The organism is Enterobacter sp. PTB (assembly GCF_051130085.1).
Taxonomy (GTDB): domain Bacteria; phylum Pseudomonadota; class Gammaproteobacteria; order Enterobacterales; family Enterobacteriaceae; genus Enterobacter; species Enterobacter ludwigii.
Map to the genome: position 1 here is coordinate 80,138 of NZ_JBDKEE010000011.1, position 26,425 is coordinate 106,562.

Sequence of the window (26,425 nt, forward strand, 5' to 3'; positions counted from 1 at the left end):
GAGTCATCATGTCGATTACCTGCCCGGATTGCCACGCAGAGCTTGAAGCGCAAAATGGCGTCGCCCACTGTGAGCACTGCGATAAGGATATCTCGCTCGAAGCCCGCTGCCCGGAGTGTCATCAGCCACTCCAGGTCTTAAAAGCCTGCGGTGCGGTGGATTATTTCTGCCAGAACGGCCACGGCCTGATTTCGAAAAAGCGCGTGGAGTTTGTCCCGGCTGAAGCTTAATCACACACGCAGCCTTCGCCTTTCTGCCACAGCTCGACCAGCGACTCAGGGGCTTCCTGCTCAGGCACCAGCACAATCATATCGGTGTACTGGGCCTGATTGTGCTGAGTCCAGATTATCTGGATGCGAAAATAACGCTGATCGCCACTCCCCGGCGAGGTGGGTTCACCCGGCGGCTGGCCGCGTGGAAATGCCTGCTCCAGGATGCTTACCACGCGCTGACGCTGGGCCTCATTGAGTGACGAAAGCGTAATGGTGCGTTGGCCGCTTAGCTTAGGGATAAAAGCGACGCCGCCTTCCCGGGCCAGCTCAACGACGGCGTCATCTGTGAGTTCCGGAACCTGCATTTACAGCACTCCCACCTGTTCCCAGGCTTGTTTTATCGCAGCCGCCACGTCGCCACCGGACCGTTTCTCGCCGTGGGCAACCGTCAGTTTTGCGAAGGCCTCAAAATCGGCATCTTGCGCCAGGTGACGGTCGCAAACTGTGTCGTACCAGGCATATCCCGCTTTTTCCCAGGCATGACCCCCAATCGCCTTCGCGGCCAGATAAAACGCCCGGTTGGGAATACCTGAATTCAGGTGTACGCCGCCGTTGTCTTCGCGCGTTTTGATAAAGTCTTTTATGTGCCCAGGCTGCGGGTCTTTACCGAGCAGAGGATCGTCATAGGCGGTGCCGGGCGCTGACATGGAGCGCAGCCCTTTGCCGTTAATACCGTCTGCCAGAAGCCCCTCACCAATCAGCCAGTCGGCTTCATCGGCGGTCTGTTTGAGATGGTACTGTTTGACCAGCGAGCCAAACACATCTGACAATGATTCATTCAGTGCGCCAGACTGCTCAAAATAGATAAGCCCGGCTTCGGTCTCGGTGACACCGTGGCTGAGCTCGTGGGCCACGACGTCAATGGCAATGGTAAAGCGGTTAAATATTTCGCCGTCGCCATCACCAAAGACCATTTGCTGACCATTCCAGAAGGCGTTCTGATATTCCCGGCCATAGTGCACGGTACCGGTCAGGATCAGGCCTTTATTATCAAGCGAATCGCGCTGATACATTTTCCAGAAGAAATCATGGGTGACCCCCAAATAATTGTAGGCTTCATCAACCGCCACATCGCCATTTGACGGCTGGCCCTCATAACGCACCTGAGTACCCGGCAGCTCCTGCGTCTGTCTGGCATCGTAAATATCACGCTCCAGTTGACCGGCTTTATTGACGTGCGGCGCGGCGGGTTTGCCCGGCATATGCGCCATGAGCGTTTGCACATGCGTTAATGTCTGACGGGCGCAGCGCTGCTGCGGCTCAGAGCCACTTTCGATAATGCGACGAAGAATATAGGGGGGAATAACGCTGTGAAGATAAGACATGCTGCTCTCCTTAGTTCGGGCAAGGCCAGATAAAAGGGAATAGCAGCAGTATAGTTTGTAACCGACGAAGAATTATCCGGTTTTTCGCTGGCGCGTTTTTTTCACCGGTTTAATCTCTTTTACTTCGCTCTCCACCCAGCCGTCTGACAGACGGGTGGTGAGAACATCTCCGGCTTTCACCTGTTTCGTTTGCTTCAGCACTTTACCGTCGGTGGCGGTCGTTACGCTATAGCCTCGAGCCAGCGTCGAGAGCGGGCTGACCGCCTCGAGGTGGGTCACGGCGTTGCCAAAGCGTTCACGTGTGGTGCTAAGACGTGCACGGATAGTGTCTGCCAGTCGATATTCAAGCTGTTGGATACGCGTTTGCGCGCGATAAATCTTCGGCTGTGGGTTCTGCTGGTTCAGACGCTGAGTAATACGCTGCTGGCGGGAGACCGCGCGCTTGAGCTGAATATCCAGCGCGACGTTCATTCGCTGACGCAGACGCTCCAGCACGGTTTGCTGACGGGCCAGCCGCAATTGCGGATGCTGCTGTTGCAGGCGATGATGCAGCTGGGTAAACCGGCGCGTCCGGTTGGCCAGGAAATAGTCCATCGCCATTTCCAGACGCTGCTGACCATTCTGCAGCTGGCGCAGCAGCTCCAGCTGATTGCGGCTCACCACTTCCGCGGCTGCGGAGGGCGTTGGCGCGCGTAAATCCGCCACAAAATCAGCTATTGTCACGTCCGTTTCGTGGCCGACGGCGCTGACGACCGGGATCTGGCTTGCGAAAATGGCCCGTGCCACGCGTTCGTCGTTAAAGCTCCACAGGTCTTCCAGCGAACCGCCGCCACGCCCGACAATCAGCACGTCGCACTCCTGACGTGCGTTTGCAAGTTCAATGGCGCGGACAATCTGACCCGGTGCGTCATCACCCTGAACAGCGGTCGGGTAGATGATAACGGGCAGGGAGGGGTCGCGGCGTTTGAGGACATGAAGTATGTCGTGCAGTGCCGCCCCGGTTTTTGACGTAATCACCCCAACGCAGTGGGCAGGTGAGGGGAGCGGTTTTTTGAACTGCTGATCGAACAGACCCTCTTGCGAGAGTTTGTCTTTTAGCTGCTCGTACTTCTGCTGCAACACACCTTCGCCCGCAGGCTGCATACTTTCGACGATGATTTGGTAATCGCCGCGCGGCTCATACAGGGTGATATTGGCGCGAACCAGAACTTGCTGACCATGCTGAGGGCGAAACGTCACGCGGCGGTTGCTGTTGCGGAACATTGCACAGCGCACCTGAGCGGTGTCGTCTTTTAACGTGAAGTACCAGTGACCAGATGAAGGCTGCGTGAAGTTAGAAATTTCACCGCTGATCCAGACCTGCCCCATTTCCTGCTCAAGCAGCAAACGAACCGTCTGATTAAGGCGGCTGACAGTAAAAATTGAGGGGGATTGAGTGGATAACATGTGAGCGGGATCAAATTCTAAATCAGCAAGTTATTCAGTCGATAGTAACCTGCTGAGAGGGGAGTGCAAGGTTTTTTTATAAAAAAGTGTGGATGCAATCGGTTACGCTCTGTATAATGCCACGGCAATATTTAACCACCCACCAGGTCAGAGATATTGCCCATGCTACGTATCGCTAAAGAAGCACTGACGTTTGACGACGTCCTCCTCGTTCCCGCTCATTCCACCGTTCTGCCGAATACTGCCGATCTCAGCACGCAGTTGACGAAAACGATTCGCCTGAACATTCCTATGCTCTCTGCGGCAATGGACACCGTGACTGAAGCGCGCCTGGCTATCGCCCTGGCACAGGAAGGTGGCATCGGCTTTATTCATAAAAACATGTCTATCGAGCGTCAGGCTGAAGAAGTTCGCCGCGTGAAGAAACATGAATCCGGCATCGTGTCTGACCCACAGACCGTTCTGCCAACCACCACCCTGCACGAAGTGAAAGCCCTGACCGAACGTAACGGTTTCGCCGGTTACCCGGTTGTCACCGAAGATAACGAACTGGTGGGCATCATCACCGGCCGTGACGTGCGTTTCGTGACTGACCTGAACCAGCCTGTCAGCGTATACATGACCCCGAAAGAGCGTCTGGTAACCGTCCGTGAAGGCGAAACCCGTGACGTCGTGCTGGCTAAAATGCACGAGAAGCGCGTTGAGAAAGCACTGGTTGTGGACGCGAACTTCCACCTGCTGGGCATGATCACCGTTAAAGATTTCCAGAAAGCAGAACGTAAGCCTAACGCCTGTAAAGACGAGCATGGCCGTCTGCGCGTAGGTGCTGCCGTTGGTGCGGGTGCAGGTAACGAAGAGCGTGTTGACGCGCTGGTGGCTGCGGGCGTTGACGTACTGCTGATTGACTCCTCTCACGGCCACTCCGAAGGCGTTCTGCAACGTATTCGTGAAACCCGTGCGAAATACCCAGACCTGCAGATCATCGGCGGTAACGTTGCAACGGGCGCAGGCGCTCGCGCACTGGCTGAAGCAGGCTGCAGCGCGGTGAAAGTCGGTATCGGTCCTGGCTCTATTTGTACCACCCGTATCGTGACTGGCGTAGGCGTTCCGCAGATCACCGCGGTATCCGACGCGGTTGAAGCGCTGGAAGGCACCGGTATTCCGGTTATCGCTGACGGCGGTATCCGCTTCTCTGGCGACATCGCGAAAGCGATCGCTGCAGGTGCTGCAGCCGTCATGGTTGGCTCCATGCTGGCCGGTACTGAAGAATCTCCGGGCGAAATCGAACTCTACCAGGGCCGTTCTTACAAATCATACCGTGGTATGGGCTCCCTGGGCGCGATGTCCAAAGGCTCTTCCGACCGTTACTTCCAGAGCGATAACGCCGCTGACAAACTGGTACCGGAAGGTATCGAAGGCCGCGTTGCCTATAAAGGCCGCCTGAAAGAGATCATTCACCAGCAGATGGGCGGCCTGCGCTCCTGTATGGGTCTGACCGGCTGTGGTACCATCGACCTGCTGCGTACTAAAGCGGAATTCGTACGCATCAGCGGTGCGGGTATCCAGGAGAGCCACGTTCACGACGTGACGATCACCAAAGAGTCCCCGAACTACCGTCTGGGCTCCTGATAAATTTCCGCGCCCGGCTCATGCCGGGCGCTCTGTATTTGTTTCACTTGCCTCGGAATTAGCGTCAATGACGGAAAACATTCATAAACATCGCATTCTCATCCTGGACTTTGGTTCTCAGTACACTCAACTGGTGGCGCGTCGCGTGCGTGAACTGGGCGTTTACTGTGAACTGTGGGCATGGGATGTCACGGAAGCACAGATTCGCGAATTCAATCCAAGCGGCATCATTCTGTCCGGCGGCCCGGAAAGCACCACCGAAGAGAACAGCCCACGCGCACCGCAGTACGTGTTTGAAGCGGGCGTGCCGGTATTCGGCGTTTGCTACGGTATGCAGACCATGGCCATGCAGCTGGGCGGCCACGTAGAAGGGTCTAACGAGCGTGAGTTTGGCTACGCGCAGGTTGAAGTCGTCACCGACAGCGCGCTGGTTCGCGGTATCGAAGACTCCCTGACCGCAGACGGCAAACCGCTGCTGGACGTGTGGATGAGCCACGGCGACAAAGTCACCGCCATCCCGTCTGACTTTGTGACCGTTGCCAGCACCGATAACTGCCCGTTTGCGATTATGGCGAACGAAGAAAAACGCTTCTACGGTGTGCAGTTCCACCCGGAAGTGACCCACACCCGTCAGGGTATGCGCATGCTGGAACGCTTCGTGCGTGATATCTGCCAGTGTGAAGCACTGTGGACGCCAGCAAAAATCATCGACGACGCCGTTGAGCGTATCCGCCAGCAGGTTGGCAATGACAAAGTGATCCTCGGCCTGTCCGGCGGTGTTGACTCCTCTGTCACCGCGATGCTGCTGCACCGCGCAATCGGCAAAAACCTGACCTGTGTATTCGTGGACAACGGTCTGCTGCGTCTGAACGAAGCGCAGCAGGTTATGGATATGTTCGGCGACCACTTCGGTCTGAACATCATTCACGTGGAAGGCGAGAAGCGCTTCCTCGACGCGCTGGCCGGCGAGAACGATCCGGAAGCGAAACGTAAAATCATCGGTCGCGTCTTCGTTGAAGTGTTCGATGAAGAAGCGCTGAAGCTGGAAGACGTTAAATGGCTGGCGCAGGGCACCATTTACCCTGACGTGATTGAATCTGCGGCTTCCGCAACCGGTAAAGCACACGTCATCAAATCTCACCACAACGTGGGCGGCCTGCCGAAAGAGATGAAGATGGGCCTGGTTGAACCGCTGCGTGAGCTGTTCAAAGATGAAGTACGTAAGATCGGCCTGGAACTGGGTCTGCCATACGACATGCTCTACCGTCACCCGTTCCCGGGTCCAGGTCTGGGCGTGCGTGTGCTGGGCGAAGTGAAGAAAGAGTACTGCGACCTGCTGCGTCGCGCGGACGCTATCTTCATTGAAGAGCTGCACAAAGCTGACCTGTACAACAAAGTGAGCCAGGCGTTCACCGTGTTCCTGCCGGTGCGCTCTGTCGGCGTGATGGGCGATGGCCGTAAGTACGACTGGGTTGTTTCCCTGCGTGCGGTAGAAACCATCGACTTCATGACCGCGCACTGGGCGCACCTGCCGTACGACTTCCTGGGCCGCGTCTCTAACCGCATTATCAACGAAGTGAACGGTATCTCCCGCGTGGTGTATGACATCAGCGGTAAGCCGCCGGCTACGATTGAGTGGGAATGATTTTCCCCTGATATCACCCCAAACCCTCTGCTTGCGCAGGGGGTTTTTTTATTCTCCGTTACTTCCCACTGCCCAGCCGATATGCCAGCGCTACCACCAGCGACTGCACGAGGCACAGCGTCGCCGACTGCGAGCGAAACGCATCTACCTGCGCCTCTTTCACCACAAAACAGAGATCGCTGAAGGTGGCCAGCGGGCTTATCTGGCTGTCGGTGATTACAATCTGCCGCGCGCCGACGCTGGCGGCGGTTTCGCTGACCATCACCGTCTCTTCCGCATACGGCGAGAAGCTGATCGATACCACGATGTCCTGCGCCTTGATGCGGTTGATCTGCTCACGCAGCATCCCCCCCATTCCGTCGAGCAGAATAGGGCGGCACTCCAGGTGGCTCAGGGCGTAGGTCAGATAGGCGGCGACGCTAAACGAGCGGCGTAACCCGGCGATATAGATTGTGTCGGCGTCGGCCAGCAGTTGTACGGCGCGTTCCAGCATCTCCGGCTCGGCGCGGGCGGCCAGCTGCTGGAGGGCCTGCGCATTTGAACGGGCGAACTCCTGCAGAATATCGAGCGGGGTTTCCGGCACGGCCTGACTTTCCATTTCGCGAAACAGCCGGGCGCGGTCACTGTAGCTGGCGGTCTCTTCCACCAGGTTCATGCGAAACAGCTGTTTCATCTCGTTGAAGCCGGTGAAGTCAAAAGCATTGGCAAAACGGATCAGCGTTGACGGCGGCACATCGGCACGCTCGGCAATGACGGCGACCGTATCAAAGGCCACGCTGTTGGTATTATCCAGCACATATCGGGAGACCTGCTGCAGCCTCTTGCTCAGGCTATCGTAGCGATCGCGGATTTGCTGCTGCAGCTCATTCAGGCTGGTTGCTGTGGTCATTTTACCCCCTATGCATAGTTTTATGATTCTAAACGCAAAACCGCGTCTTTTAAATGCCGGCCGTCCATCTGGCCTCAAAAATGAAACAGAAGCTTCACGCATTTCAACGCCTGAAATGCCTTAATAGCGCAGGCTTCACCGGTGATGGTGGCTGTTAACATAAAAATCCATCCTTGATCACAATAATCATCATTTATTTTATTTCAACTTAAAATGGAATATTTGTTTCATATATAGTGTTCAGGTAACAGTCACGTATCAACAGCGAGAGGTTAAGGATGGAGACGGTAGCGAATTTTATTCACGGCGAGTGTGTCACCGGTTCAGGCCAGCGCGTTCAGGCAATCTTCAACCCGGCCACCGGAGAGCAGATCCGCCAGGTGGTGATGAGTACGGCACAGGAAACCGAACAGGCGATTGCCGCAGCACAGCAGGCTTTTCCTGGCTGGGCGCGCCATTCTCCACTTAAACGCGCACGCGTGATGTTCCGCTTCAAAGCGCTGCTGGAAGAGAACATGGAGCGCCTGGCCCGCATCATCAGCGAAGAGCATGGCAAAGTCTTCTCCGACGCGGTGGGCGAGCTGACCCGCGGCCTGGAAGTGGTGGAGTTTGCCTGTGGCATCCCGCATCTGCAAAAAGGTGAGCACTCCGCTAACGTCGGCACCGGTGTCGACAGCCACTCGTTGATGCAGCCGCTCGGCGTATGTGCCGGGATTACGCCGTTTAATTTCCCTGCAATGGTGCCGATGTGGATGTTCCCGATTGCGCTGGCCACCGGCAACACGTTCGTGCTGAAACCGTCGGAAAAAGATCCCTCTCTGGCGCTCGCGCTGGCAAAACTGCTGAAAGACGCCGGCCTGCCTGACGGCGTGTTTAACGTGGTGCAGGGCGATAAAGAGTCGGTTGACGTGCTGCTGACTGACCCGCGCGTGCAGGCTGTGAGCTTTGTCGGTTCAACGCCGATCGCCCAATACATTTACGAGACCGCCTCCGCCCACGGTAAACGCTGTCAGGCGCTGGGCGGGGCAAAAAACCACTGTATCTTAATGCCGGATGCCGATATGGATATGGCGACGAACGCGATTATGGGCGCTGCCTTCGGCGCGGCGGGAGAACGTTGCATGGCGCTGTCGGTGGTGCTGGCGGTGGGGGATAACATCGCTGATGAACTCTGTTCCCGGCTGGAAAAACAGATTGCCGCGCTGCGCGTCGGGCCGGGTCTGGACCAGACACCAGAGAATGAAATGGGGCCGCTTATCTCCTCGGCACACCGTAACAAAGTGCTGGGCTATATCGACAGCGGGGAAACTCAGGGAGCCCGCCTGCGCGTGGATGGCCGTGGGTTCAGCGTGAAAGGCCACGAGCAGGGCTATTTTGTCGGACCAACGCTGTTCGATAACGTCACGCCGGAGATGACCATTTATAAAGAAGAGATTTTCGGGCCGGTACTTTCTGTGGTGCGTGTTGCAGATTACAGCAGCGCGGTGGACCTGATTAACCGGCATGAATATGGTAATGGCTCGGCAATATTTACCCGTGACGGTGGCTGCGCGCGCCGCTTCTGCGAAGAGGTGCAGGCGGGGATGGTTGGGGTGAACGTGCCGATCCCGGTGCCGATGGCGTTCCACAGTTTTGGTGGCTGGAAGCGTTCGATCTTTGGTGCGCTGAATGTCCACGGCAACGACGGCGTGCGTTTCTACACCCGAATGAAAACCATCACCGCACGCTGGCCGGAAATGCAGCAGGAGACTGGCGCTGCGTTCTCCATGCCGACGCTGGGCTGACAGGAGGTTTTATGCAAACCGAACGTATGACCATGGCTCAGGCCCTGGTCAGATTCCTTAATCAACAGTATGTCTCCATTGATGGACACGAAACGCCTTTCGTGGAGGGCGTGGCGACCATTTTTGGTCACGGTAACGTGCTGGGTATCGGCCAGGCGCTGGAGCAGGATCCTGGCCACCTGCAGGTGATGCAGGGGTGTAACGAACAGGGCATCGCCCATATGGCGACCGGATTCGCCAAACAGCATCGCCGTCGGCGCATTTTTGCCGTCACCTCATCCGTCGGGCCCGGCGCGGCTAATATGGTGACGGCCGCGGCGACTGCCACCGCGAACCGCATTCCGCTCCTGCTGTTACCGGGGGATATCTATGCCAGCCGCCAGCCCGATCCGGTTTTGCAGCAAATCGAGCAGTACCACGATCTCAGTATCAGCACCAACGACTGCTTCCGTCCCGTTTCACGCTACTGGGACCGCATTAACCGTCCCGAACAGTTAATGAGCGCGATGTTAAATGCGATGCGAACGCTTACTGACCCTGCAGCGACGGGGGCAGTGACCATTTGCCTGCCGCAGGACGTACAGGGCGAAGCCTGGGATTATCCCCTGAGCTTCTTTGCGCGTCGCGTGCATCACATTGAACGCCGTCCGCCTGACCCCCAGCGTCTGGCCCAGGCACAGGCGTTGATTGCCCGTAAACACCGTCCGCTGGTGGTGTGTGGCGGGGGCGTGCGTTATTCCGGCGCGCATGAGGCATTTCGGGAATTTGTCGAGACGCTGCAACTGCCGTTTGCCGAAACCCAGGCCGGAAAGGGGGCGCTGGTAAGCGATCACCCCCTTAATCTGGGGGGGATCGGTGTGACGGGCGGAATGGCCGCTAACCAGCTTGCACCCAGGGCGGATTTGGTGATTGGCATCGGCACGCGCCTGACGGACTTTACCACCGGCTCCAAAGCGCTCTTTTCCCATCCGGACGTCGAGTTCCTGCTTTTGAACGTCGCCGAGTTTGATGCTCTGAAACTGGATGCCACGGCGCTGATTGCCGATGCGCAAACCGGGCTGCACGCTTTAACGCAGGCGCTCCCGGCGTACCGAAGCCACTGGGGAGAGGAGATCGCTCAGGCGAAATCTGCCTGGCATGCGGAGTGCCAGCGCTTATGGGGCCGTCAGTGGCATCCCGACGATGCGCCTGAAGTGGCAGGGCACCTTGATGCGCAGCTGGTGGAATACGGTGAGGCGCTCAACACCCGTCTGACCCAGACGCGGGTGCTGGGGCTTATCAATCAACATATCGAAGATAATGCCATCGTTGTGGGCGCGGCCGGATCGCTGCCCGGGGATTTACAGCGCCTCTGGCAGGTGAAGACGCCGGACAGTTATCACCTGGAGTACGGCTACTCCTGCATGGGGTATGAGATTGCGGCGGCGATAGGCGCGAAGCTTGCCAGCCCGCATCAGCCGGTTTACGCCATGGTGGGGGATGGCGCCTACATGATGCTGCACTCCGAGCTACAAACCGCGGTGCAGGAGGGGATCAACGTCACCGTCCTGCTGTTTGATAACGCCAGCTTCGGCTGCATTAATAACCTGCAGATGGGGCATGGGATGGGGAGCTTCGGTACGGAAAACCGTCATCGAAATCCAGATTCAGGCCGGCTCGACGGACCGCTGGTGAAAGTCGATTTCGCCCAGAACGCGGAAAGCTACGGCTGTCGCGCGTGGCGGGTCCACGACGAGCAGAGTCTGCTGGTGGCGCTAGAGGCGTCGCGGGCGCATCCTGGCCCAACGCTGCTGGATATCAAAGTGCTGCCGAAAACCATGACCCATGATTACGCGTCATGGTGGCGAACCGGTGATGCGCAGGTCGCGGGATCGTCTGCGGTGCGCAAAGCCGCTGAGCAAACCCAGGCGCAGGTAAAAAAAGCACGCCAGTATTAAGTATTTCCCGCCATAACGAAATTTTCATTTCATTTTCCCCTCACCCTAACCCTCTCCCCAAAGGGGGGAGGGGATGGTGTGGTGCATTCTTTTCTCCCTCGCCCCTTTGGGGAGAGGGCAGGGGTGAGGGGTTAGTAGCACCTTCTTCCATGTTGTGAGATTGATAACAAAATTTATCTCAATCATCTCAAAAGTGTTAACCCACACTCAAAAATATAATTTTCACTATTTATAAAAATGAAATAAATGTTTTATTTAAGGGGTCGTTAGTTCACAGCATTCACCAACACCGGGAGCCGTTATGTTTAACATTGCTTTACTGGGCGCTGGCCGAATTGGCCAGGTACATGCAGCTAACATCGCCAGCCACAGTGAGACCACGCTCTGGTCTGTGGTCGACCCGAATCAGGAATTTGCCACCCGCCTCGCCACGCAATATCAGGCTCGTTTGCAGAGCCTGGAGGACGCGATGAGCGACCCAAACGTTCATGCCGTGCTGATCGCGTCTGCGACGGACACCCACGCGGATCTGATTGAGATGGCCGCCCGCCACGGCAAAGCGATCTTCTGTGAAAAGCCGGTACACCTGGATCTTGCCCGCGTGCGCGACTGCCTGAAAGTGGTTAACGAGTACAACGTACCGCTGTTTATCGGTTTTAACCGCCGCTTTGACCCGCAGTTTCGTCGGGTCAAAACCGAGGTGCAGGCCGGGCGGATCGGTAAGCCCGAATCGCTGCTGATTATCTCCCGCGACCCGTCCCCGCCACCGGCGCAATATGTGCGCGTTTCCGGCGGTATGTTCCGCGACATGACCATTCACGATTTTGATATGGCGCGCTTCATCATGGGCGAAGAGCCGGTGTCGGTATATGCCCAGGGCAGCAATCTGGTGGATCCGGCGATTGGCGAGGCGGGGGATATCGATACCGCGTTTATCGTACTGAAGTATGCCTCCGGCGCGATGGCGACCATCGTCAACAGCCGCCGCTCTTCTTACGGCTACGACCAGCGCCTGGAGCTGCACGGCTCAGAGGGCCTGCTGTGCGCGGGCAATATTCTTGAAAATCAGGTGCAGCACTACGGCAAACAGGGCTGCACCGGCGCGCTGCCGGAACACTTCTTCCTGCAGCGCTACAAATCCGCTTACGCCGCGGAATGGGAACACTTTGTTGCGGTGCTGCGCGGCGAAGCGACGCCTGACTGTAGCGGCGACGATGGTGAACGTGCGCTGTACCTGGCGGATAAAGCGCTGGAATCCCTGCGTAGCCAGCGTGAGATCGTCCTCTAAACACAACCACCCTACACAGAGAGACATAATAATGAAAAAACTGATCTTAGCCGCCCTCATCGCCATGACCGCCGGGGCAGCAATGGCCGAAAACGAGCAAATAGTTTTCAGTACACCAAACCTGGCGATGCCGTTTGAAGTTCACATGCAGCGTACTGCGGTAAAAGCCGCAAAAGAGATGGGCGTAAAGCTTCAGGTACTGGACGGGCAGGGCAGCTCGCCGAAACAGGTCGCTGACCTGGAAAACGCCATCACCCGTGGTGCGCAGGGGTTCATCGTCTCCCCGAATGACGTCAATGCCGTCTCCAGCGCGGTGGATGAAATTCAGGATGCGAATCTGCCCGTTGTGACGCTTGACCGCTCCGTCGACAGCCAGAAGAAGGTGCCGCATTTTGGTGCCAACAACTACAAAGGCGGCCAGGCGATTGGCGACTTCGTTAAAAGCAAATTCCCCAACGGGGCAGACATTATTCTGCTCACCGGCCAGCCAGGTTCCTCCTCCAACATTGAACGTACCAAAGGGATCCGCGACAGCCTGAAGGCGGGCGGGGACAAGTACAAGATCGTTGCCGATCAGACCGGCAACTGGATGCGTTCTGAAGGGATGCGCATTGTGGAAAGCGTTCTGCCGTCACTGCCGAAACGCCCACAGGTGATCCTCTCCGCCAATGACGACATGGCACTGGGCGCAATTGAAGCGCTGCAGGGCCAGGGCGTGAAGCCAGGCGAAATTCTGGTGACCGGATTTGACGCGGTCCCTGAGGCGCTGGCGCGCGTGCGCGACGGCTGGCTGGCGGTCACGGCGGATCAGCGCCCGGGCTTCGCGGTACAAACGGCGATGAGCCAGCTGGTGGCCAACGTGCGTGAGAAGAAAGCCATCACCGGCGCGGACTACCCGCCAACGCTTATCACCAAAGAAAATCTGCAGCAGGCTGAGCGCATCAGTGAGGCCGGTAACTGATTTATCCGGAGCCGCCGCGCAGGTGGCGGCTCACTATTAAGGAGGAGCAGACCGATGTCGCAACCCTTACTGAAAGTGACCGACCTGGCAAAAAGCTTTTCTGGCGTCTGGGCGCTGAGCAGCGCACAGCTCACCGTCGGTGCCGGGGAGATCCACGCGCTGCTGGGTGAGAACGGAGCGGGGAAATCCACGCTGCTGAAAGCCCTGGCGGGCGCACAGCCGCAAACGTGCGGGGATATCTGGTTCAACGGCGACACGCTGCCGGTGGACGATTCACCGGTTGAGCGGCAGAACAAGGGCATTATCACTATCTATCAGGAATTTAACCTGCTGCCCAATATGACCGTCGCGGAAAACATGTTTCTCGGGCGCGAGCCGCGTAAACGTAACCTGATTGTCGACGAAAAAGCGGTGAACCAGGAGGCGCAGGTGATACTCGATTATCTGCAGTTGAACGTTGCGCCAACCACGCCTGTCGCCCGTCTGAGCGTAGCCCAGCAGCAGATGGTCGAGATTGCCCGGGCGCTGACGCTGAACGCCAAGCTGATCATCATGGATGAACCCTCCGCGGCGCTGAGCGACAGCGAGGTGGAAAGCCTGCACCGCGTGGTGCGCGAGCTGAAAAACCGGGGGGTGAGCATTATTTACGTTACCCACCGACTGCACGAAGTTTTCCAGCTTTGCGATCGCTTTACCGTTTTCCAGGACGGCCGTTTCACCGGCAGTGGCGCCGTGGCGCAAACCAATGTCGAGCAGCTGATCCGTCTGATGGTGGGGCGTGACGTGGCCTTTAATCGTCGTCCCGCCAGCGAAACCCATCATGAAAACAAGCCGGTCCGTCTGGCAGTAAAAGGGCTAAGCCGCGAAAAACCGCCGCTGGATCCGCACGGCATTGCCCTGCATGACATCAGCTTCCATGTCCACGCCGGAGAAGTACTGGGCATTGCCGGCCTGGTGGGGGCAGGGCGCACCGAAGTGGCGCGCTGCCTGTTCGGGGCGGATGCCTTTACCTCGGGCAGCTTTGAACTGGACGGCGTCCCGTATCAACCGCGCGACCCAATGTACGCCCTTGAGCAGGGCATCGCGCTGGTCCCGGAAGATCGCAAGAAAGAGGGGGCGGTGCTGGGGTTATCGATTCGCGACAACCTGTCGCTCTCCAGTCTCTCTTCTCTGATGCAGTGGCGCTGGTTTGTGAATACCCGCAAAGAGGACGATCTGATTGAGTCCTACCGCAAGGCGCTGCAGATCAAAATGGTCAACAGCGCGCAGGAGGTGCGCAAGCTCTCCGGCGGTAACCAGCAGAAAGTTATCCTGGCGCGCTGCATGGCGCTGAACCCTCGGGTGCTGATTGTCGATGAGCCGACGCGCGGTATTGACGTGGGCACCAAGTCGGAAGTGCACCAGGTGCTGTTTGATATGGCCAAACAGGGCGTGGCGGTGATCGTGATCTCCTCCGATCTGCCTGAAGTGATGGCGGTATCCGATCGGATCATCACGCTCAGTGAAGGCCGGGTGACCGGTGAGATCCACGGCGACGACGCTAACGAAGAGCGGCTGATGACGATGATGGCCATCAACCACAACGCCCTCAACGCGGCATAACGGAGTTTTCCATGACGCAGATGATTTCTAAAACGCAGGTTCCGGTGAAACGTAGCGGACGCCTCGATCCCATCGCCTTCTTCGAGCGCTTCGGGGTACTGATTTTCATGATCCTGCTGCTGATTTTCTTTCAGTCGCAGAACAGCAATTTTTTCTCTGAACGCAATATTTTCAACATCCTGACCGAGGTGTCCATCTACGGGATCATGGCCGTGGGGATGACCTTCGTCATTCTGACTGCCGGTATCGATCTTTCTGTCGGCTCCATCCTGGCGGTCTGCGCCATGACCGCCGCATACGTGATTAAGGGCGACAACTTCACCACCGTTGATCCGAACGCCTGGGGCGGCATGAGCTGGCTGATTGGGCTGGGCATTTGTCTGGCGATGGGCACGGCGATTGGCTTCCTGCACGGCCTGGGCGTAACCCGCCTGCGCCTGCCGCCGTTTATCGTCACGCTCGGCGGGATGACCATCTGGCGTGGCCTGACGCTGGTGATCAACGACGGCGCGCCCATTGCAGGTTTCGACCCGGGTTACCGCTGGTGGGGACGCGGGGAGCTGCTTGGCATCTCCATTCCAATCTGGATTTTCGCCATCGTGGCGCTTGGCGGGTATCTGGCGCTGCATAAAACCCGCTGGGGACGCTTCGTCTATGCCATCGGCGGTAACCCGGAGGCAGCGCGCCTGGCGGGGGTCAACGTGAAGCGCGTGCTGGTGAGTGTCTATGTGCTGATTGGCTGTCTGGCGGGACTGGCGGGCTTCATTCTCAGCGCTCGTCTTGGCAGTGCGGAAGCGGTCGCTGGGATCTCCTTTGAACTGCGCGTTATCGCCTCGGTAGTCATCGGCGGCACTTCGCTGATGGGCGGCTATGGACGCATCGGCGGCACCATCATTGGTTCCATCATTATGGGGATCCTGATTAACGGTCTGGTGCTGATGAACGTCTCGGCCTATTACCAGCAAATAATCACCGGATTAATTATCGTTCTGGCGGTGGCATTCGACACCTATGCCAAGAGCCGTCGCGGCGCATTGTGAGGATCAGGATGAAAGAGGTTCGTATTGGATTGATTGGCACCGGGTATATCGGCAAGGCACATGCCATCGCCTATGCCCAGGCGCCGACGGTATTTACCCTGCGCGGCAAACTGGTGCGCGAGATGGTGGCGGAAGTGACGCCCGCGCTGGCGGCAGAGCGGGCGCAGGCCTTTGGCTTCAACCGCTCAACCGGCGACTGGCGGGCACTGGTGGCTGACCCGGCGATTGATGTCGTGGATATATGCTCGCCCAACCATCTGCATAAAGAGATGGCGCTGGAGGCCATTCGCCACGGTAAGCATGTCTACTCGGAAAAGCCGCTGGCGCTGAATGCCCATGACGCACGTGAAATGGTGGACGCCGCGAAGCGGGCAGGGGGGAAAACGCTGGTGGGTTTTAACTACATGAAAAACCCGACGGCACAGCTGGCGAAAGAGATCATCGCCCGCGGCGAGATTGGCGAGGTGATCCACTTCTACGGTACCCACAACGAAGATTATATGGCCGACCCGCTTTCTCCCATTCACTGGCACTGTTTTAAAGAGACCGCCGGGCTGGGTGCACTGGGGGACCTGGCGGCGCATATCGTCAACATGGCGCAGTATCTGGTCGGGGACATTCAGCAGGTCTGCGGTGATTTAAAAATTGTTGTGCCTGAACGCCCGGCGCAGGCCGGTTCGTCGCAAAACGTTGCGGTTGAAAACGAAGATCAGGCGCACGCGATGGTCCGTTTCGCCGGCGGAGCACAAGGGGTGATTGAAACGTCCCGCGTCGCCTGCGGGCGCAAGATGGGACTGTCGTATGTGATAACCGGCACCAAAGGGGCCATCAGTTTTACCCAGGAGCGGATGGCGGAACTGAAGCTCTATCTGCATGACGACCCGGTAAACCGCCAGGGATTCCGCACGCTGCTCGTGGGTCCGTCACATCCGGACTATGGTGCGTTTTGCATGGGGGCGGGCCATGGTATCGGCTTTAACGATCAAAAAACGGTGGAAGTACGCGACCTGGTCGACGGTATTGCCGCTGATGTGCCGATGTGGCCGGACTTTGAAGAGGGCTGGAAGGTTTCGCGGGTGCTGGACGCCATCGCACTCTCGCACCAGGAAGGCCGCTGGCTGAACGTGAACGACATTGTCTGATGAGGTATCAACGTGGAAAAGCAGTTTGATGTGATATGCATGGGCCGCGTGGCGGTAGACCTCTACAGTCAGCAAATTGGTGCCCGTCTTGAGGATGTGTCGAGCTTCGCGAAATATCTCGGCGGCTCGTCCGGCAACGTAGCCTACGGGACGGCGCGTCAGGGGCTGCGCTCATCGATGCTGGCACGCGTCGGTGATGAACATATGGGACGCTTCCTGCGAGAAGAGTTACACCAGGTGGGCTGCGATACCAGCCATCTGATCACCGACAAAGAACGCCTGACGGCGCTGGTGCTCCTCGGCATTAAAGACCGGGACACCTTTCCACTGATTTTTTATCGCGATAACTGCGCGGATATGGCCATCAAGGCCAGCGATGTGGATGAACGCTACATTGCCTCCGCACGGTGCCTTGCCATCACCGGGACCCACCTCTCGCACCCTCAGACCCGTGACGCGGTGCTGACGGCGCTTAACTATGCCCGCCGTCACGGTGTTCGCACGGTGCTGGATATCGACTACCGGCCGGTACTGTGGGGGCTGACCTCATTAGGGGACGGGGAGACACGCTTTATTGCCGCAGAAAACGTGACCCGTGAACTGCAGGAGGTGCTGCACCTTTTCGACGTCATTGTCGGCACCGAAGAAGAGTTTCACATTGCAGGTGGCAGTACCGATACCCTGCAGGCGCTGGGTCGCGTGCGCGCCGTGAGTAACGCTACGCTGGTTTGCAAGCGTGGCGCGCTTGGCTGTTCGGTGTATACCGACGCTATACCACCCCGGCTGGATGAGGGTCTGACGGTGACCGGCGTGCGCGTTGAGGTGCTGAACGTGCTCGGTGCGGGCGACGCGTTTATGTCCGGCCTGCTGCGCGGCTACCTTAACGACGAAGGCTGGGAGCAGGCCTGCCGCTATGCCAACGCGTGTGGCGCGCTGGTGGTTTCCCGCCACGGCTGTGCCCCGGCGATGCCGAGCAAGGCTGAGCTGGACGACTACCTGTCGCGTGCGGCGTCGGTGCCGCGTCCCGATCTTGACTCGCGCCTGAACCATCTGCACCGCGTCACTACCCGCCGCCGCGAGTGGCCGGAGCTGTGCGTGATGGCCTTCGATCATCGCAGCCAGCTGGAAGATATGGCGTTGCAGTGCGGGGCATCCCTGAAGCGCATCCCGGCGCTGAAGCAGCTTATTCTGCAGGCCAGCCGTGAGGCGGCCAGCAGCGCAGGGCTTGAGGGCAAAGCTGGCCTGCTGTGTGACGGTACTTTTGGTCAGGACGCCCTGAACGCGATTACCGGTGAAGGGTGGTGGATAGGCCGCCCTATTGAGCTGCCGGGCTCCCGGCCGCTGGAGATGGAGCACGGTAACATCGGCACGCAGCTCATCAGCTGGCCGCAGGAACATGTGGTGAAATGCCTGGTCTTTTTCCATCCGGAAGATGCGCACGGCCTGCGTCTGGAGCAGGAGCAGAAAATCGCAGAGGTCTACCACGCCTGCTGCCAGTCCGGTCATGAACTGCTGCTGGAGGTGATCCTGCCTGCGAGCATGCCGCGCAGCGATGAGCTTTACCTGCGCGCCATCTCGCGTTTTTACAACCTGGGGATTTATCCCGACTGGTGGAAACTGCCGCCGCTCTCTGCCGATGGCTGGACGGCGCTGAGCGAGATTATTGAACGTCGGGATCCGCACTGTCGTGGCGTGGTGATCCTCGGGCTGGACGCCCCGGCTGAGCAGCTTCGTGCTGATTTTAAAGCCGCCTCGGGACACGCGCTGGTGAAGGGCTTTGCCGTAGGACGCACGCTGTTTGGCGATGCGTCCCGTGCATGGCTGAAACACGATATTGACGATGCGCAGCTGGTGGCACGCATCCGGGACAATTACCTGCAGCTTATCGCCTGGTGGCGCGAGCGCGGACACGCATAATTCAGGAGACGACAATGAGTGTGCAATTAGGCATTAACCCGCTGACATGGACGAACGACGATCTGCCTTCACTCGGCGCGGAGACGCCGCTGGATACCTGTCTGAGCGAAGGGAAAGAGGCCGGTTTTGCCGGTTTCGAACTGGGCAATAAATTCCCGCGTGAGGCGCGCCTGCTTGGCCCCATTTTGCAGCGCCACGATCTGCAGCTGGTCTCCGGCTGGTATTCAGGGCGTCTGCTGGAGCGTAGCGTGGAGGAGGAGATTGCCGCCGTGCAGTCCCACCTGACGCTGCTGCGCGAACTGGGGGCAAAGGTGCTGGTATTCGCCGAAGTGAGCGGCTGTATTCACGGCGAGCAACAGACGCCGGTTCATCTTCGCCCGCGCTTCCCGCACGCGCGCTGGCAAGAGTACGGCGAGAAGCTGACCGCTTTTGCCCGCTACACGCAGCAGCAGGGGGTGCAGATTGCCTACCATCACCATATGGGAACGGTCATTGAGTCCGCTGAAGATGTCGATAACCTGATGACCCATACCGGTGAAGAGGTGGGCCTGCTGCTGGACACGGGCCATCTGACCTTTGCCGGGGCTGATCCGCTGGCGGTGGCCCAGCGCTGGGCATCGCGCATTAACCATGTTCACTGCAAAGACGTGCGCGCCGACGTGCTGGCGGACGTCAAAAACCGCAAAACCAGCTTCCTTGATGCGGTGCTGAGTGGGGTCTTCACCGTACCGGGTGACGGCTGCGTGGACTATCCGCCCATCATGCGACTGCTGAAGGCGCAGGATTATCACGGCTGGCTGGTGGTGGAGGCGGAGCAGGATCCTGCTATCGCTCACCCGCTGACCTACGCCCGTCTGGGGTATAACAACCTGAGCCGCATGGCGCGCGACGCCGGGCTTATCTGAGGAGGTGACATGTCACGTCTGTTATCACGCTGGCAACCGCCGAGTGCGGAGGGCCGTACCCAGTCCGTCACGCCGGAACGCGCGGGCTGGGGATACGTTGGCTTTGAAGCGTATGAACTGCAGGAAGGGCAGACGCTGACGCTGCCCGCCGTCAGCGAAGAGCGCTGTCTGGTGCTGGTGGCCGGACGGGCCTCTATCAGCACACCTACCGCGCAGTTTACTGACATCGGCGAGCGGATGAGCCCGTTTGAGCGCATAAAGCCCTGGGCGGTCTACGTCACGCCGCAGGAGACGGTGCAGATTAAGGCGCTGACCACGCTGGAGCTGGCGGTCTGTGCCGCACCCGGCAAAGGATCCTTCCCGACACGGCTTATCGCTCCGCAGGATATCGACGCGCAGGCGCGCGGCAAAGGCCATAACCAGCGCTACGTGCACAACATTCTGCCGGAAGATCAACCCGCCGACAGCCTGCTGGTGGTTGAGGTCTGGACCAACGAAGGCTGCACCAGTTCATACCCGAGCCATAAGCACGATACGGATAATCCACCGCAGGAAACCTACCTGGAGGAGACCTACTATCATCGCCTCAATCCCGGGCAGGGGTTCTGCATGCAGCGGGTCTATACCGACGACAGGTCGCTGGATGAGTGTATGGCCGTTTATAACCGCGACGTGGTGATGGTACCGAAGGGGTACCATCCGGTGGCGACGCTGGCTGGTTATGACAGCTACTATCTCAACGTGATGGCCGGTCCGGTGCGAAAATGGATGTTCACCTGGGAAGACGATCACGCGTGGATCAACCGCGACTATCCGCGTTGACGTTGCAGAAGCCCGCACCCGGCGGGCTTTTTTTATCACCCTTATCCTGTCTTGCGCGTTACCCACCAGAACACCAGCGCCATCAGGCTCACCGCTGCGCCAGTCAGGCAGACGCCCTGCCAGCCCGCGATGGCATACGTCATCGTGGTGCTCAGCGCGCCCAGACCGCTGCCGACAGCATAAAACAGCATATAAAGCCCGACCAGCCGGCTATGCGCCTCGGGGCGGGCACGAAAGATCAGGCTCTGGTTGGTGACATGCAGCGCCTGCCCGCCCAAATCGAGCAGCACGATGCCAATGAGCAAAATGCCGAGCGAACGGTCCATCAGTGAAATCGGCCACCACGCCAGGAGTAACATGACCAGTGCAGCCGCGCTGGTGCGCCGGGCATATCCTCGATCGGCCCACTCTCCGGCCCGGGTTGCCGCTAACGCGCCTGCCATTCCGGCCAGGCCAAAAGCACCAATGGCGGTATGCGATAAGTTATAGGGTGGGGCACTTAACGGCAGCACCAGGGCGCTCCAGAAAATATTGAACGCAGCGAACATCAGTAAAGCCAGTACGCCGCGCACCTGCAGGACTTTTTCTTCCCGCAGCAGGATCAGCATTGAGTGAATCAGGCGCGGGTAACTCATCGTTTCAGGCACCGCAGGCAAGCGGGGCAGCCTCCACCACAGCGGAAACGCAATAATGACCATCAGCCCGGCGGCAGAGAGATACACGCCACGCCAGCCCGCGATATCACTGATGCCTCCGGAGACGACGCGGGCCACTAACAGGCCCATAAATACCCCGCCTTGTGCCGCACCAATAACGCGGCCTTGCTCATGCGGCGACGCGGCGTTGGCGGCATAGGCGATTAGCCCTTGCGTCATGGCCGTTCCTGCCATGCCGGTGGCGAGCATACCCGCCAGCAGCATCGTTGACGTCTGCGCCATGCCGACCGTGACCAGTGCGGCGACCAGTACGACAAGCTGTAGCGCCATCAGGCGCCGGCGATCCACTTTATCCCCCAGAGGAACCACGAACAGCAGAGCCAGAGCACAGCCAATCTGTGTGGCGGTGACCACGCCGCCAATGGCACCATGGCTGATGCCAAAGTCTCTGGACAACGCGTCAAGCAACGGCTGTGCGTAATAGACATTGGCCACGCTTAGGCCGCTGGCGAGGGCGAACAGCCACACCAGGCTACGCGGCATGTCGCCTGAGCGGACGTGCCCGGTTTTTCGATCTGACGGTAGTGGTGACGCATGTGACATGTACAAATCCTCGCCCTGGGTAAAGTGGTTTTAAAAAGAAACCAGTTGAAGGCTAGGCTATGCAGTTTTAAAATGCAACCAGTTATTGTTGACTGACCTGCCGGGGTAATGCTGTGCCGTCTCGTAAACCGATTGAACAGGAATTTTGTCCCGTTGCCCGCAGCGTCGATCTGATTGGCGATCGCTGGTCGCTTCTGATTGTGCGCAATGCTTTTGACGGCATGCGCCGTTTCGGGGATTTTCAGCGGGATCTCGGGGTTGCGCGTAACATTCTGGCTGACCGGCTGCGCAAGCTGGTCGACGCGGGCATTCTCGCGATGCAGGGGGCGTCAGACGGTACGTCGTATCAGGAATACGTCCTGACGGACAAAGGCGAAAGCCTGTTTCCCATCGTCGTTGCGCTTCGCCAGTGGGGAGAGCAGCATCTGTTTGAACGCGGGGAGCGCCACTCGCTGTTGATCGACAGGCGTACCGGCAAGCCGGTTCCCCTGATGGCGCCAGCAGCGCAGGATGGAACGGCGCTGAAGGCGCAAGATACTGAAGTGCAGAAAGTGAAGTAACTCACCCTTCGCAAGCCCGCGCATCGCGGGCTGTTGTGTCATTCTTAATGGTTTGTGATTGCCTGCTCAATCGTGCGGGCAATATCATCCGGCTGACTCACCATCGACACGTGGCTTGCTGCCACTTCCGTGGTTTTCGCGTGGATCGTTTTCGCCATCGCACGTTCAAGCTCCGGGTTAATCATCCGGTCATTTTTGCTGACCACAAACCAGCTTGGCTTTTCATGCCAGGCCGCATGGCTCACTTTTTCCGCAAACGCGTCGGCCTTGATCGGCCCCTGAGTGGCTGCAATGGTCTGCTGTTCAACGGCGCCTGCATCCGGTGCGAAGTCTTTCATCACGGCTTCTGGCGGGAGATACAAATACCCGTCTGCCGTTTTTGCGATATCCGCGCTCCCCGCTGGCGGTGGGTAACTTCCCGCCAGGTCCGCCGTCGACTGGCCGGAATCAGGCGCAAAGGCCGCTACGTACACCAGGGATTTTACCCGTGCATCGTTGCCCGCTTCGCTGATCACCGTTCCGCCCCAGGAATGACCTACCAGCACCACATCGCCCTGCGCCCGTGCAATGGCGCGCCGGGTGGCGGCAACGTCATCTTTAAGCGACGTGAGCGGCAGCTGGACGGCAATCACCTCGGTATGCTGTTTTTGCAGCCGGGTAATGACCTTGTTCCAGCTGCTGCCATCGGCAAACGCGCCATGGACCAGCACCACGCTGGTTTTGCTCTCAGCAAAGGCGCTGGCTGAAAGCGCCAGCAGACCCGCCGTCAGTACAGAACGTGCTTTCATTGTCTGGCTCCTTAAAAATGATGGACCGTTGCGTGAGGCGGTACGGTGAATTCAATGGTTTTATGGTCGATGGGTTTATGCGTGGGGTCGGCCAGAATTATGGTCACTTTATGCTTCCCGGCGGGTAACCCAACCAGAATGATTGGCTCTCCGCTGGTATCGGCCCAGTGCCAGGGGGCGTCATCCACCACGACATGGATATGGCCGATACGTGGTGTGACCTTCAGCGCATCGGGCCCGAATACCGGCTCGATGCGCAGGTTTTCAGCCCGGTATTGAATAAAGACCGCCCCCTTGCTCAGCGGGCCGGCAAGCGGTGGATCGACAATCAGCTTAGCGGCCGGCTGTGGACGTTCCAGCGGGGCAACCGCGGCAGGGCCGTTGACGTCGGCAGCGCTGAGGTTATCCAGCGGTGCGGCCCAGGAGCAGGTTGCTGACGCCAGAACAAGTGCAGGGAGCAGTAAATAACGACGGATCATCTGAGTCTCTCCTCAATCGGTTTCAAATTCGGTTTCAAACAATGACAGACACAGAAAACCATTTTTATGTATCCGGGATGTTTGCGGGGAACGGCGTTTTGTACCGGCTTGTCAGCGTGGCGCTCCGGATACAGTGGGATACATTTCATTATTCCGCGCGGGGTCGGCACTGCGCACAATCGCTATCGCCAGCCCGGCAATCACCAGCGTCAGCGCGGTGGAAACCCACATTGCGCCGGCGTTCCCCAGCGTTTTGTTTAGCCACGCATAGGCAAACGGCGATGCCGCGGCCATAAGCTGTGCGGGAATGAGCAGCATGCCGGTGCGGCGGGCATAGCTTTCGGCGCTGAAAAGCGTCAGCGGCAGGGTGGCTTTTACTATCGTCATCAGCCCGTTGATGGCGCCATAGCCCAGCACAAAACCGGCGGCACACCCGACAAACAGCGAGCTGCTTAACCCGATAACAAAGCAGAGCGGCATGGCGAGGGCGGTCAGGAGCGTCAGGTTGAGCGGGGTTAAGCGTGCACCCGCCAGCACCTCCGTGGCGCGTGCGCCCGTCTGGCCAACTCCCCACAGCATGCCGATGGCGACCGGCAGGCCAAAACTGGCAATAAACTCTGGCAGATGGGTGGACGTGCCGTTAGAGACAAAGGTCATGAGGGCAATAAACGTGGCATACCGCCAGCCGTTACGCCGTTCCTGGCGCACGGGCGGCGCGGTAACGTGCGGGGGGGCCGCCAGCCGCTGGTGGGGAAGCGTGCGAATCAGCACCGCACTCAGAAGGCCAAAGAGGGCGTAGATCTGCAATGCGTGTTGCCAGCTCATCACTTTCAGCAGCCCATCACCCAGCGGCCAAAAAACCGCTGAGGCCAGCCCGCCTGCGAGCGTGATGCGCGAGATCGTTCTGCGTGCCTGCTGGCCGTACAGGTTCACCAGCGCGGCGAACAGCGCATCATACAGCGACAGCCGCATCCCGATACCGGCAACCAGCCAGGCACCGTACCAGCCGAACAGCGTCTGCGTATATGCCATGCCCGCGCAGCTTGCGGCAATCAGTAACGTTCCGCTCATCACCACGTTCTGCCCGCCAGCGTACGCCAGCAGTCGGGCGACAAAAGGGGAGACCATCGCCATTACCAGCATCGCCAGCGTCAGGCCGAGGTAGAGCTGCGGTGATGACCACCCCCGGTCGGCCACAATGGCCTGGGCAAAGGTCCCGGGCATATAAAACGAGATCCCCCAGTTGATAAGCTGATGACAACCTGCCCGGAGGGCGAGGTGACGGGGAAGGGCAGGTGTTTTCATTGTTTTTCATTCCGTTATGCAGTTGTCCTGAGCATAGCGAGCGCGCTATTGTGCTGGCAGGTCAGTCACCTTATGCGCTGTATAAGAGAAACTTTGAATGACAACGCTCAACCTGGGCTATCTCGCGACGTTCCGTCTGGCTATCCAGCGCGGCAGTTTTTCCGCGGCGGCGGACCTGCTGGGCATTTCCCAGCCGGCCGTCAGCCTGCAAATCCGCCAGCTGGAGCAGTTTCTGCAAACCCGGCTGGTAGAGCGTACCGGGCGGGGCATCAAACCCACGGCTGCCGGGCAGGCGTTGCTGGTGCACGGGGAGCGTATTCAGCAGGCGGTGGATGAAGCCATTCGGTCCGTGAGTGAGTTCAGCCATGACGTGAGTGGCACCATTACGCTTGGCACGGGCGCAACGGCCTGCATTCATCTTCTGCCGCCGCTGTTGCAGCAGCTCGGACGTGACTATCCGCTTCTCAGAGTGGGCGTGACGACCGGCAATACGCTCGACATCGTCCGGGCAATTGAAGAAAACCGTCTTGATATGGGGCTGGTGACGTTACCGGTGAGCGGAAGAGCGCTCGACGTTACGCCGGTGATGGACGAAGAGTTTGTTTTTATCGCGTCGCTGGACCAGCAGGACGGTTTTCAGTTGTTGACGCCGGCTGCGTTGCACGCGCAGCCATTCATTGCTTTTGAATCAGGCAGCGGCACCCGGGCGCTGATCGACGGCTGGTTTGCTGCCGAGGGGCGAATCCTCACGCCGGTGATGCAACTGGGCAGCATCGAGGCGATCAAGCGGATGGTACGTGCGGGGCTTGGCTACAGTATCGTGCCGCGTATGGCCGTAGACCTGGCGGCTGACCGCGAAGGGCTATGCGTGATGTCGCTCACGCCCGTGCTGCAGCGACAGCTGGCTGTGGTGATGCGCCAGGATAAAATCCTGAGCAAAGGAATAGCAGGGATAATTCGGATATTACAAAATCCTTCGACGCGTTAGCGATCGGCTGAATCAACGGTCAGGCTGGATTGCTGTGACTGGGCCTTGTCCTGATGGTGATACCAGGCGCCAATAGAGGAGTAAACGAAGCGGCCGAAGAAAAACAGGAAGCTGATAAGCAGTATGATGCGGGTCATCCGGGTGTTGAACTGATGTCGTTTTCGCATACGCGTGGCCTGACTCACTGTGTTTTTCCTGGGCATGCCCTTTTGGGCGACAGGGATATTAAGGCACAGCGGGAAGAGAGGGTCAATTCGCAAATGTGTAAATAACCGTCAATAGATACATTAATTAATGTTATTGAAATTAATAATTGCATTTACCATATTGATAATATGAAGAAAACCATTTCAAAAAAAATGTAAGAAAGGATCGTTTGAGTAAATTAGTTTGATTTAAGTCAACGGTTTCCCTGGCCTGGTATTTAAAATCCCACCTCCAT

The 26,425-nt window shown here is 58.4% G+C and carries 24 protein-coding genes; 15 read left to right on the forward strand and 9 right to left on the reverse strand.

Annotated features, from left to right (window positions below; all coding sequences use genetic code 11):
- Positions 1-8: 8 nt before the first annotated feature.
- Positions 9-230 carry a zinc ribbon domain-containing protein gene (locus AAIR21_RS15075; RefSeq protein WP_183516109.1) on the forward strand — a complete coding sequence of 74 codons (222 nt, stop codon included), beginning with the start codon at positions 9-11 and terminating at the stop codon, positions 228-230.
- Here the strand turns inward: AAIR21_RS15075 and AAIR21_RS15080 are convergent.
- From AAIR21_RS15080 to xseA, 3 genes are all read right to left on the reverse strand, one after another.
- A complete protein-coding gene (locus tag AAIR21_RS15080) occupies positions 227-577 on the reverse strand; it encodes a protealysin inhibitor emfourin (RefSeq protein WP_020883037.1) in 351 nt (116 codons plus the stop codon). The two genes, AAIR21_RS15075 and AAIR21_RS15080, sit on opposite strands and share 4 nt — an antisense overlap.
- On the reverse strand, positions 578-1,597 hold the full coding sequence (locus AAIR21_RS15085) for a M4 family metallopeptidase (protein ID WP_183516110.1): 1,020 nt from the start codon (positions 1,595-1,597) through the stop codon (positions 578-580).
- A gap of 72 nt (positions 1,598-1,669) precedes the next feature.
- On the reverse strand, positions 1,670-3,043 hold the full coding sequence (gene xseA, locus AAIR21_RS15090; RefSeq protein ID WP_014171156.1) for an exodeoxyribonuclease VII large subunit: 1,374 nt from the start codon (positions 3,041-3,043) through the stop codon (positions 1,670-1,672).
- Between the two features lie 162 nt (positions 3,044-3,205).
- Here xseA and guaB point away from each other — a divergent pair, with 162 nt between their 5' ends.
- Together guaB and guaA are read left to right on the forward strand one after the other, a co-directional pair.
- Complete coding sequence (guaB, locus tag AAIR21_RS15095; RefSeq protein ID WP_020883040.1) at positions 3,206-4,672, forward strand: IMP dehydrogenase; 1,467 nt, start codon at positions 3,206-3,208, stop codon at positions 4,670-4,672.
- A gap of 67 nt (positions 4,673-4,739) precedes the next feature.
- Positions 4,740-6,317 carry a glutamine-hydrolyzing GMP synthase gene (guaA, locus tag AAIR21_RS15100; protein ID WP_014171154.1) on the forward strand — a complete coding sequence of 526 codons (1,578 nt, stop codon included), beginning with the start codon at positions 4,740-4,742 and terminating at the stop codon, positions 6,315-6,317.
- Positions 6,318-6,375: 58 nt separating this feature from the next.
- Here guaA and AAIR21_RS15105 read toward each other — a convergent pair whose 3' ends face one another.
- Positions 6,376-7,206, reverse strand: coding sequence for a MurR/RpiR family transcriptional regulator (locus AAIR21_RS15105; protein ID WP_020883041.1), 831 nt, complete (start codon positions 7,204-7,206; stop codon positions 6,376-6,378).
- 278 nt (positions 7,207-7,484) lie between these two features.
- Here AAIR21_RS15105 and AAIR21_RS15110 point away from each other — a divergent pair, with 278 nt between their 5' ends.
- From AAIR21_RS15110 to iolB, 10 genes are all read left to right on the forward strand, one after another.
- Positions 7,485-8,990: a CoA-acylating methylmalonate-semialdehyde dehydrogenase gene (locus AAIR21_RS15110; protein WP_183516111.1), complete on the forward strand. Its 1,506-nt coding sequence runs from the start codon at positions 7,485-7,487 to the stop codon at positions 8,988-8,990.
- An 11-nt stretch (positions 8,991-9,001) separates the two neighbouring features.
- The gene (gene iolD / locus AAIR21_RS15115; RefSeq protein WP_183516112.1) at positions 9,002-10,927 is read left to right on the forward strand and encodes a 3D-(3,5/4)-trihydroxycyclohexane-1,2-dione acylhydrolase (decyclizing); all 1,926 of its coding nucleotides are present in this window, start codon (positions 9,002-9,004) and stop codon (positions 10,925-10,927) included.
- 301 nt (positions 10,928-11,228) lie between these two features.
- Positions 11,229-12,215: an inositol 2-dehydrogenase gene (iolG, locus tag AAIR21_RS15120; RefSeq protein ID WP_025203474.1), complete on the forward strand. Its 987-nt coding sequence runs from the start codon at positions 11,229-11,231 to the stop codon at positions 12,213-12,215.
- A gap of 31 nt (positions 12,216-12,246) precedes the next feature.
- Positions 12,247-13,176 carry a sugar ABC transporter substrate-binding protein gene (locus tag AAIR21_RS15125; RefSeq protein ID WP_020883045.1) on the forward strand — a complete coding sequence of 310 codons (930 nt, stop codon included), beginning with the start codon at positions 12,247-12,249 and terminating at the stop codon, positions 13,174-13,176.
- A gap of 54 nt (positions 13,177-13,230) precedes the next feature.
- Positions 13,231-14,778, forward strand: coding sequence for a sugar ABC transporter ATP-binding protein (locus AAIR21_RS15130; RefSeq protein ID WP_138014072.1), 1,548 nt, complete (start codon positions 13,231-13,233; stop codon positions 14,776-14,778).
- Between the two features lie 11 nt (positions 14,779-14,789).
- A complete protein-coding gene (locus AAIR21_RS15135) occupies positions 14,790-15,818 on the forward strand; it encodes an ABC transporter permease (RefSeq protein ID WP_014171147.1) in 1,029 nt (342 codons plus the stop codon).
- 8 nt (positions 15,819-15,826) lie between these two features.
- The gene (locus tag AAIR21_RS15140; RefSeq protein WP_434681425.1) at positions 15,827-16,960 is read left to right on the forward strand and encodes a Gfo/Idh/MocA family protein; all 1,134 of its coding nucleotides are present in this window, start codon (positions 15,827-15,829) and stop codon (positions 16,958-16,960) included.
- Positions 16,961-16,972: 12 nt separating this feature from the next.
- Positions 16,973-18,877 carry a bifunctional 5-dehydro-2-deoxygluconokinase/5-dehydro-2-deoxyphosphogluconate aldolase gene (locus tag AAIR21_RS15145; protein WP_113656124.1) on the forward strand — a complete coding sequence of 635 codons (1,905 nt, stop codon included), beginning with the start codon at positions 16,973-16,975 and terminating at the stop codon, positions 18,875-18,877.
- A gap of 14 nt (positions 18,878-18,891) precedes the next feature.
- Complete coding sequence (iolE, locus tag AAIR21_RS15150) at positions 18,892-19,782, forward strand: myo-inosose-2 dehydratase (protein WP_113656123.1); 891 nt, start codon at positions 18,892-18,894, stop codon at positions 19,780-19,782.
- A gap of 9 nt (positions 19,783-19,791) precedes the next feature.
- A complete protein-coding gene (gene iolB, locus AAIR21_RS15155) occupies positions 19,792-20,604 on the forward strand; it encodes a 5-deoxy-glucuronate isomerase (protein ID WP_073396231.1) in 813 nt (270 codons plus the stop codon).
- Between the two features lie 41 nt (positions 20,605-20,645).
- On the opposite strand, the gene AAIR21_RS15160 is transcribed toward iolB, so the two are convergent.
- Positions 20,646-21,863, reverse strand: coding sequence for an MFS transporter (locus tag AAIR21_RS15160; protein ID WP_113656121.1), 1,218 nt, complete (start codon positions 21,861-21,863; stop codon positions 20,646-20,648).
- 113 nt (positions 21,864-21,976) lie between these two features.
- Here AAIR21_RS15160 and AAIR21_RS15165 point away from each other — a divergent pair, with 113 nt between their 5' ends.
- On the forward strand, positions 21,977-22,423 hold the full coding sequence (locus AAIR21_RS15165) for a winged helix-turn-helix transcriptional regulator (protein WP_047743060.1): 447 nt from the start codon (positions 21,977-21,979) through the stop codon (positions 22,421-22,423).
- 44 nt (positions 22,424-22,467) lie between these two features.
- On the opposite strand, the gene AAIR21_RS15170 is transcribed toward AAIR21_RS15165, so the two are convergent.
- The 3 genes from AAIR21_RS15170 to AAIR21_RS15180 all read right to left on the reverse strand — a co-directional run bounded on the left by AAIR21_RS15170 (position 22,468) and on the right by AAIR21_RS15180 (position 24,995).
- Positions 22,468-23,211: an alpha/beta fold hydrolase gene (locus AAIR21_RS15170; RefSeq protein ID WP_025203478.1), complete on the reverse strand. Its 744-nt coding sequence runs from the start codon at positions 23,209-23,211 to the stop codon at positions 22,468-22,470.
- A gap of 11 nt (positions 23,212-23,222) precedes the next feature.
- Entirely contained in the window at positions 23,223-23,690 is a 468-nt protein-coding gene (locus AAIR21_RS15175) for a DUF6130 family protein (protein ID WP_020883054.1), read from the reverse strand.
- 111 nt (positions 23,691-23,801) lie between these two features.
- The gene (locus AAIR21_RS15180; protein ID WP_183516113.1) at positions 23,802-24,995 is read right to left on the reverse strand and encodes an MFS transporter; all 1,194 of its coding nucleotides are present in this window, start codon (positions 24,993-24,995) and stop codon (positions 23,802-23,804) included.
- 97 nt (positions 24,996-25,092) lie between these two features.
- Here AAIR21_RS15180 and AAIR21_RS15185 point away from each other — a divergent pair, with 97 nt between their 5' ends.
- Positions 25,093-25,983, forward strand: coding sequence for a LysR family transcriptional regulator (locus tag AAIR21_RS15185; RefSeq protein WP_113656119.1), 891 nt, complete (start codon positions 25,093-25,095; stop codon positions 25,981-25,983).
- Here AAIR21_RS15185 and AAIR21_RS15190 read toward each other — a convergent pair.
- Complete coding sequence (locus AAIR21_RS15190) at positions 25,980-26,150, reverse strand: YfgG family protein (RefSeq protein WP_020883056.1); 171 nt, start codon at positions 26,148-26,150, stop codon at positions 25,980-25,982. The genes AAIR21_RS15185 and AAIR21_RS15190 overlap by 4 nt on opposite strands.
- Positions 26,151-26,425: the final 275 nt, after the last annotated feature.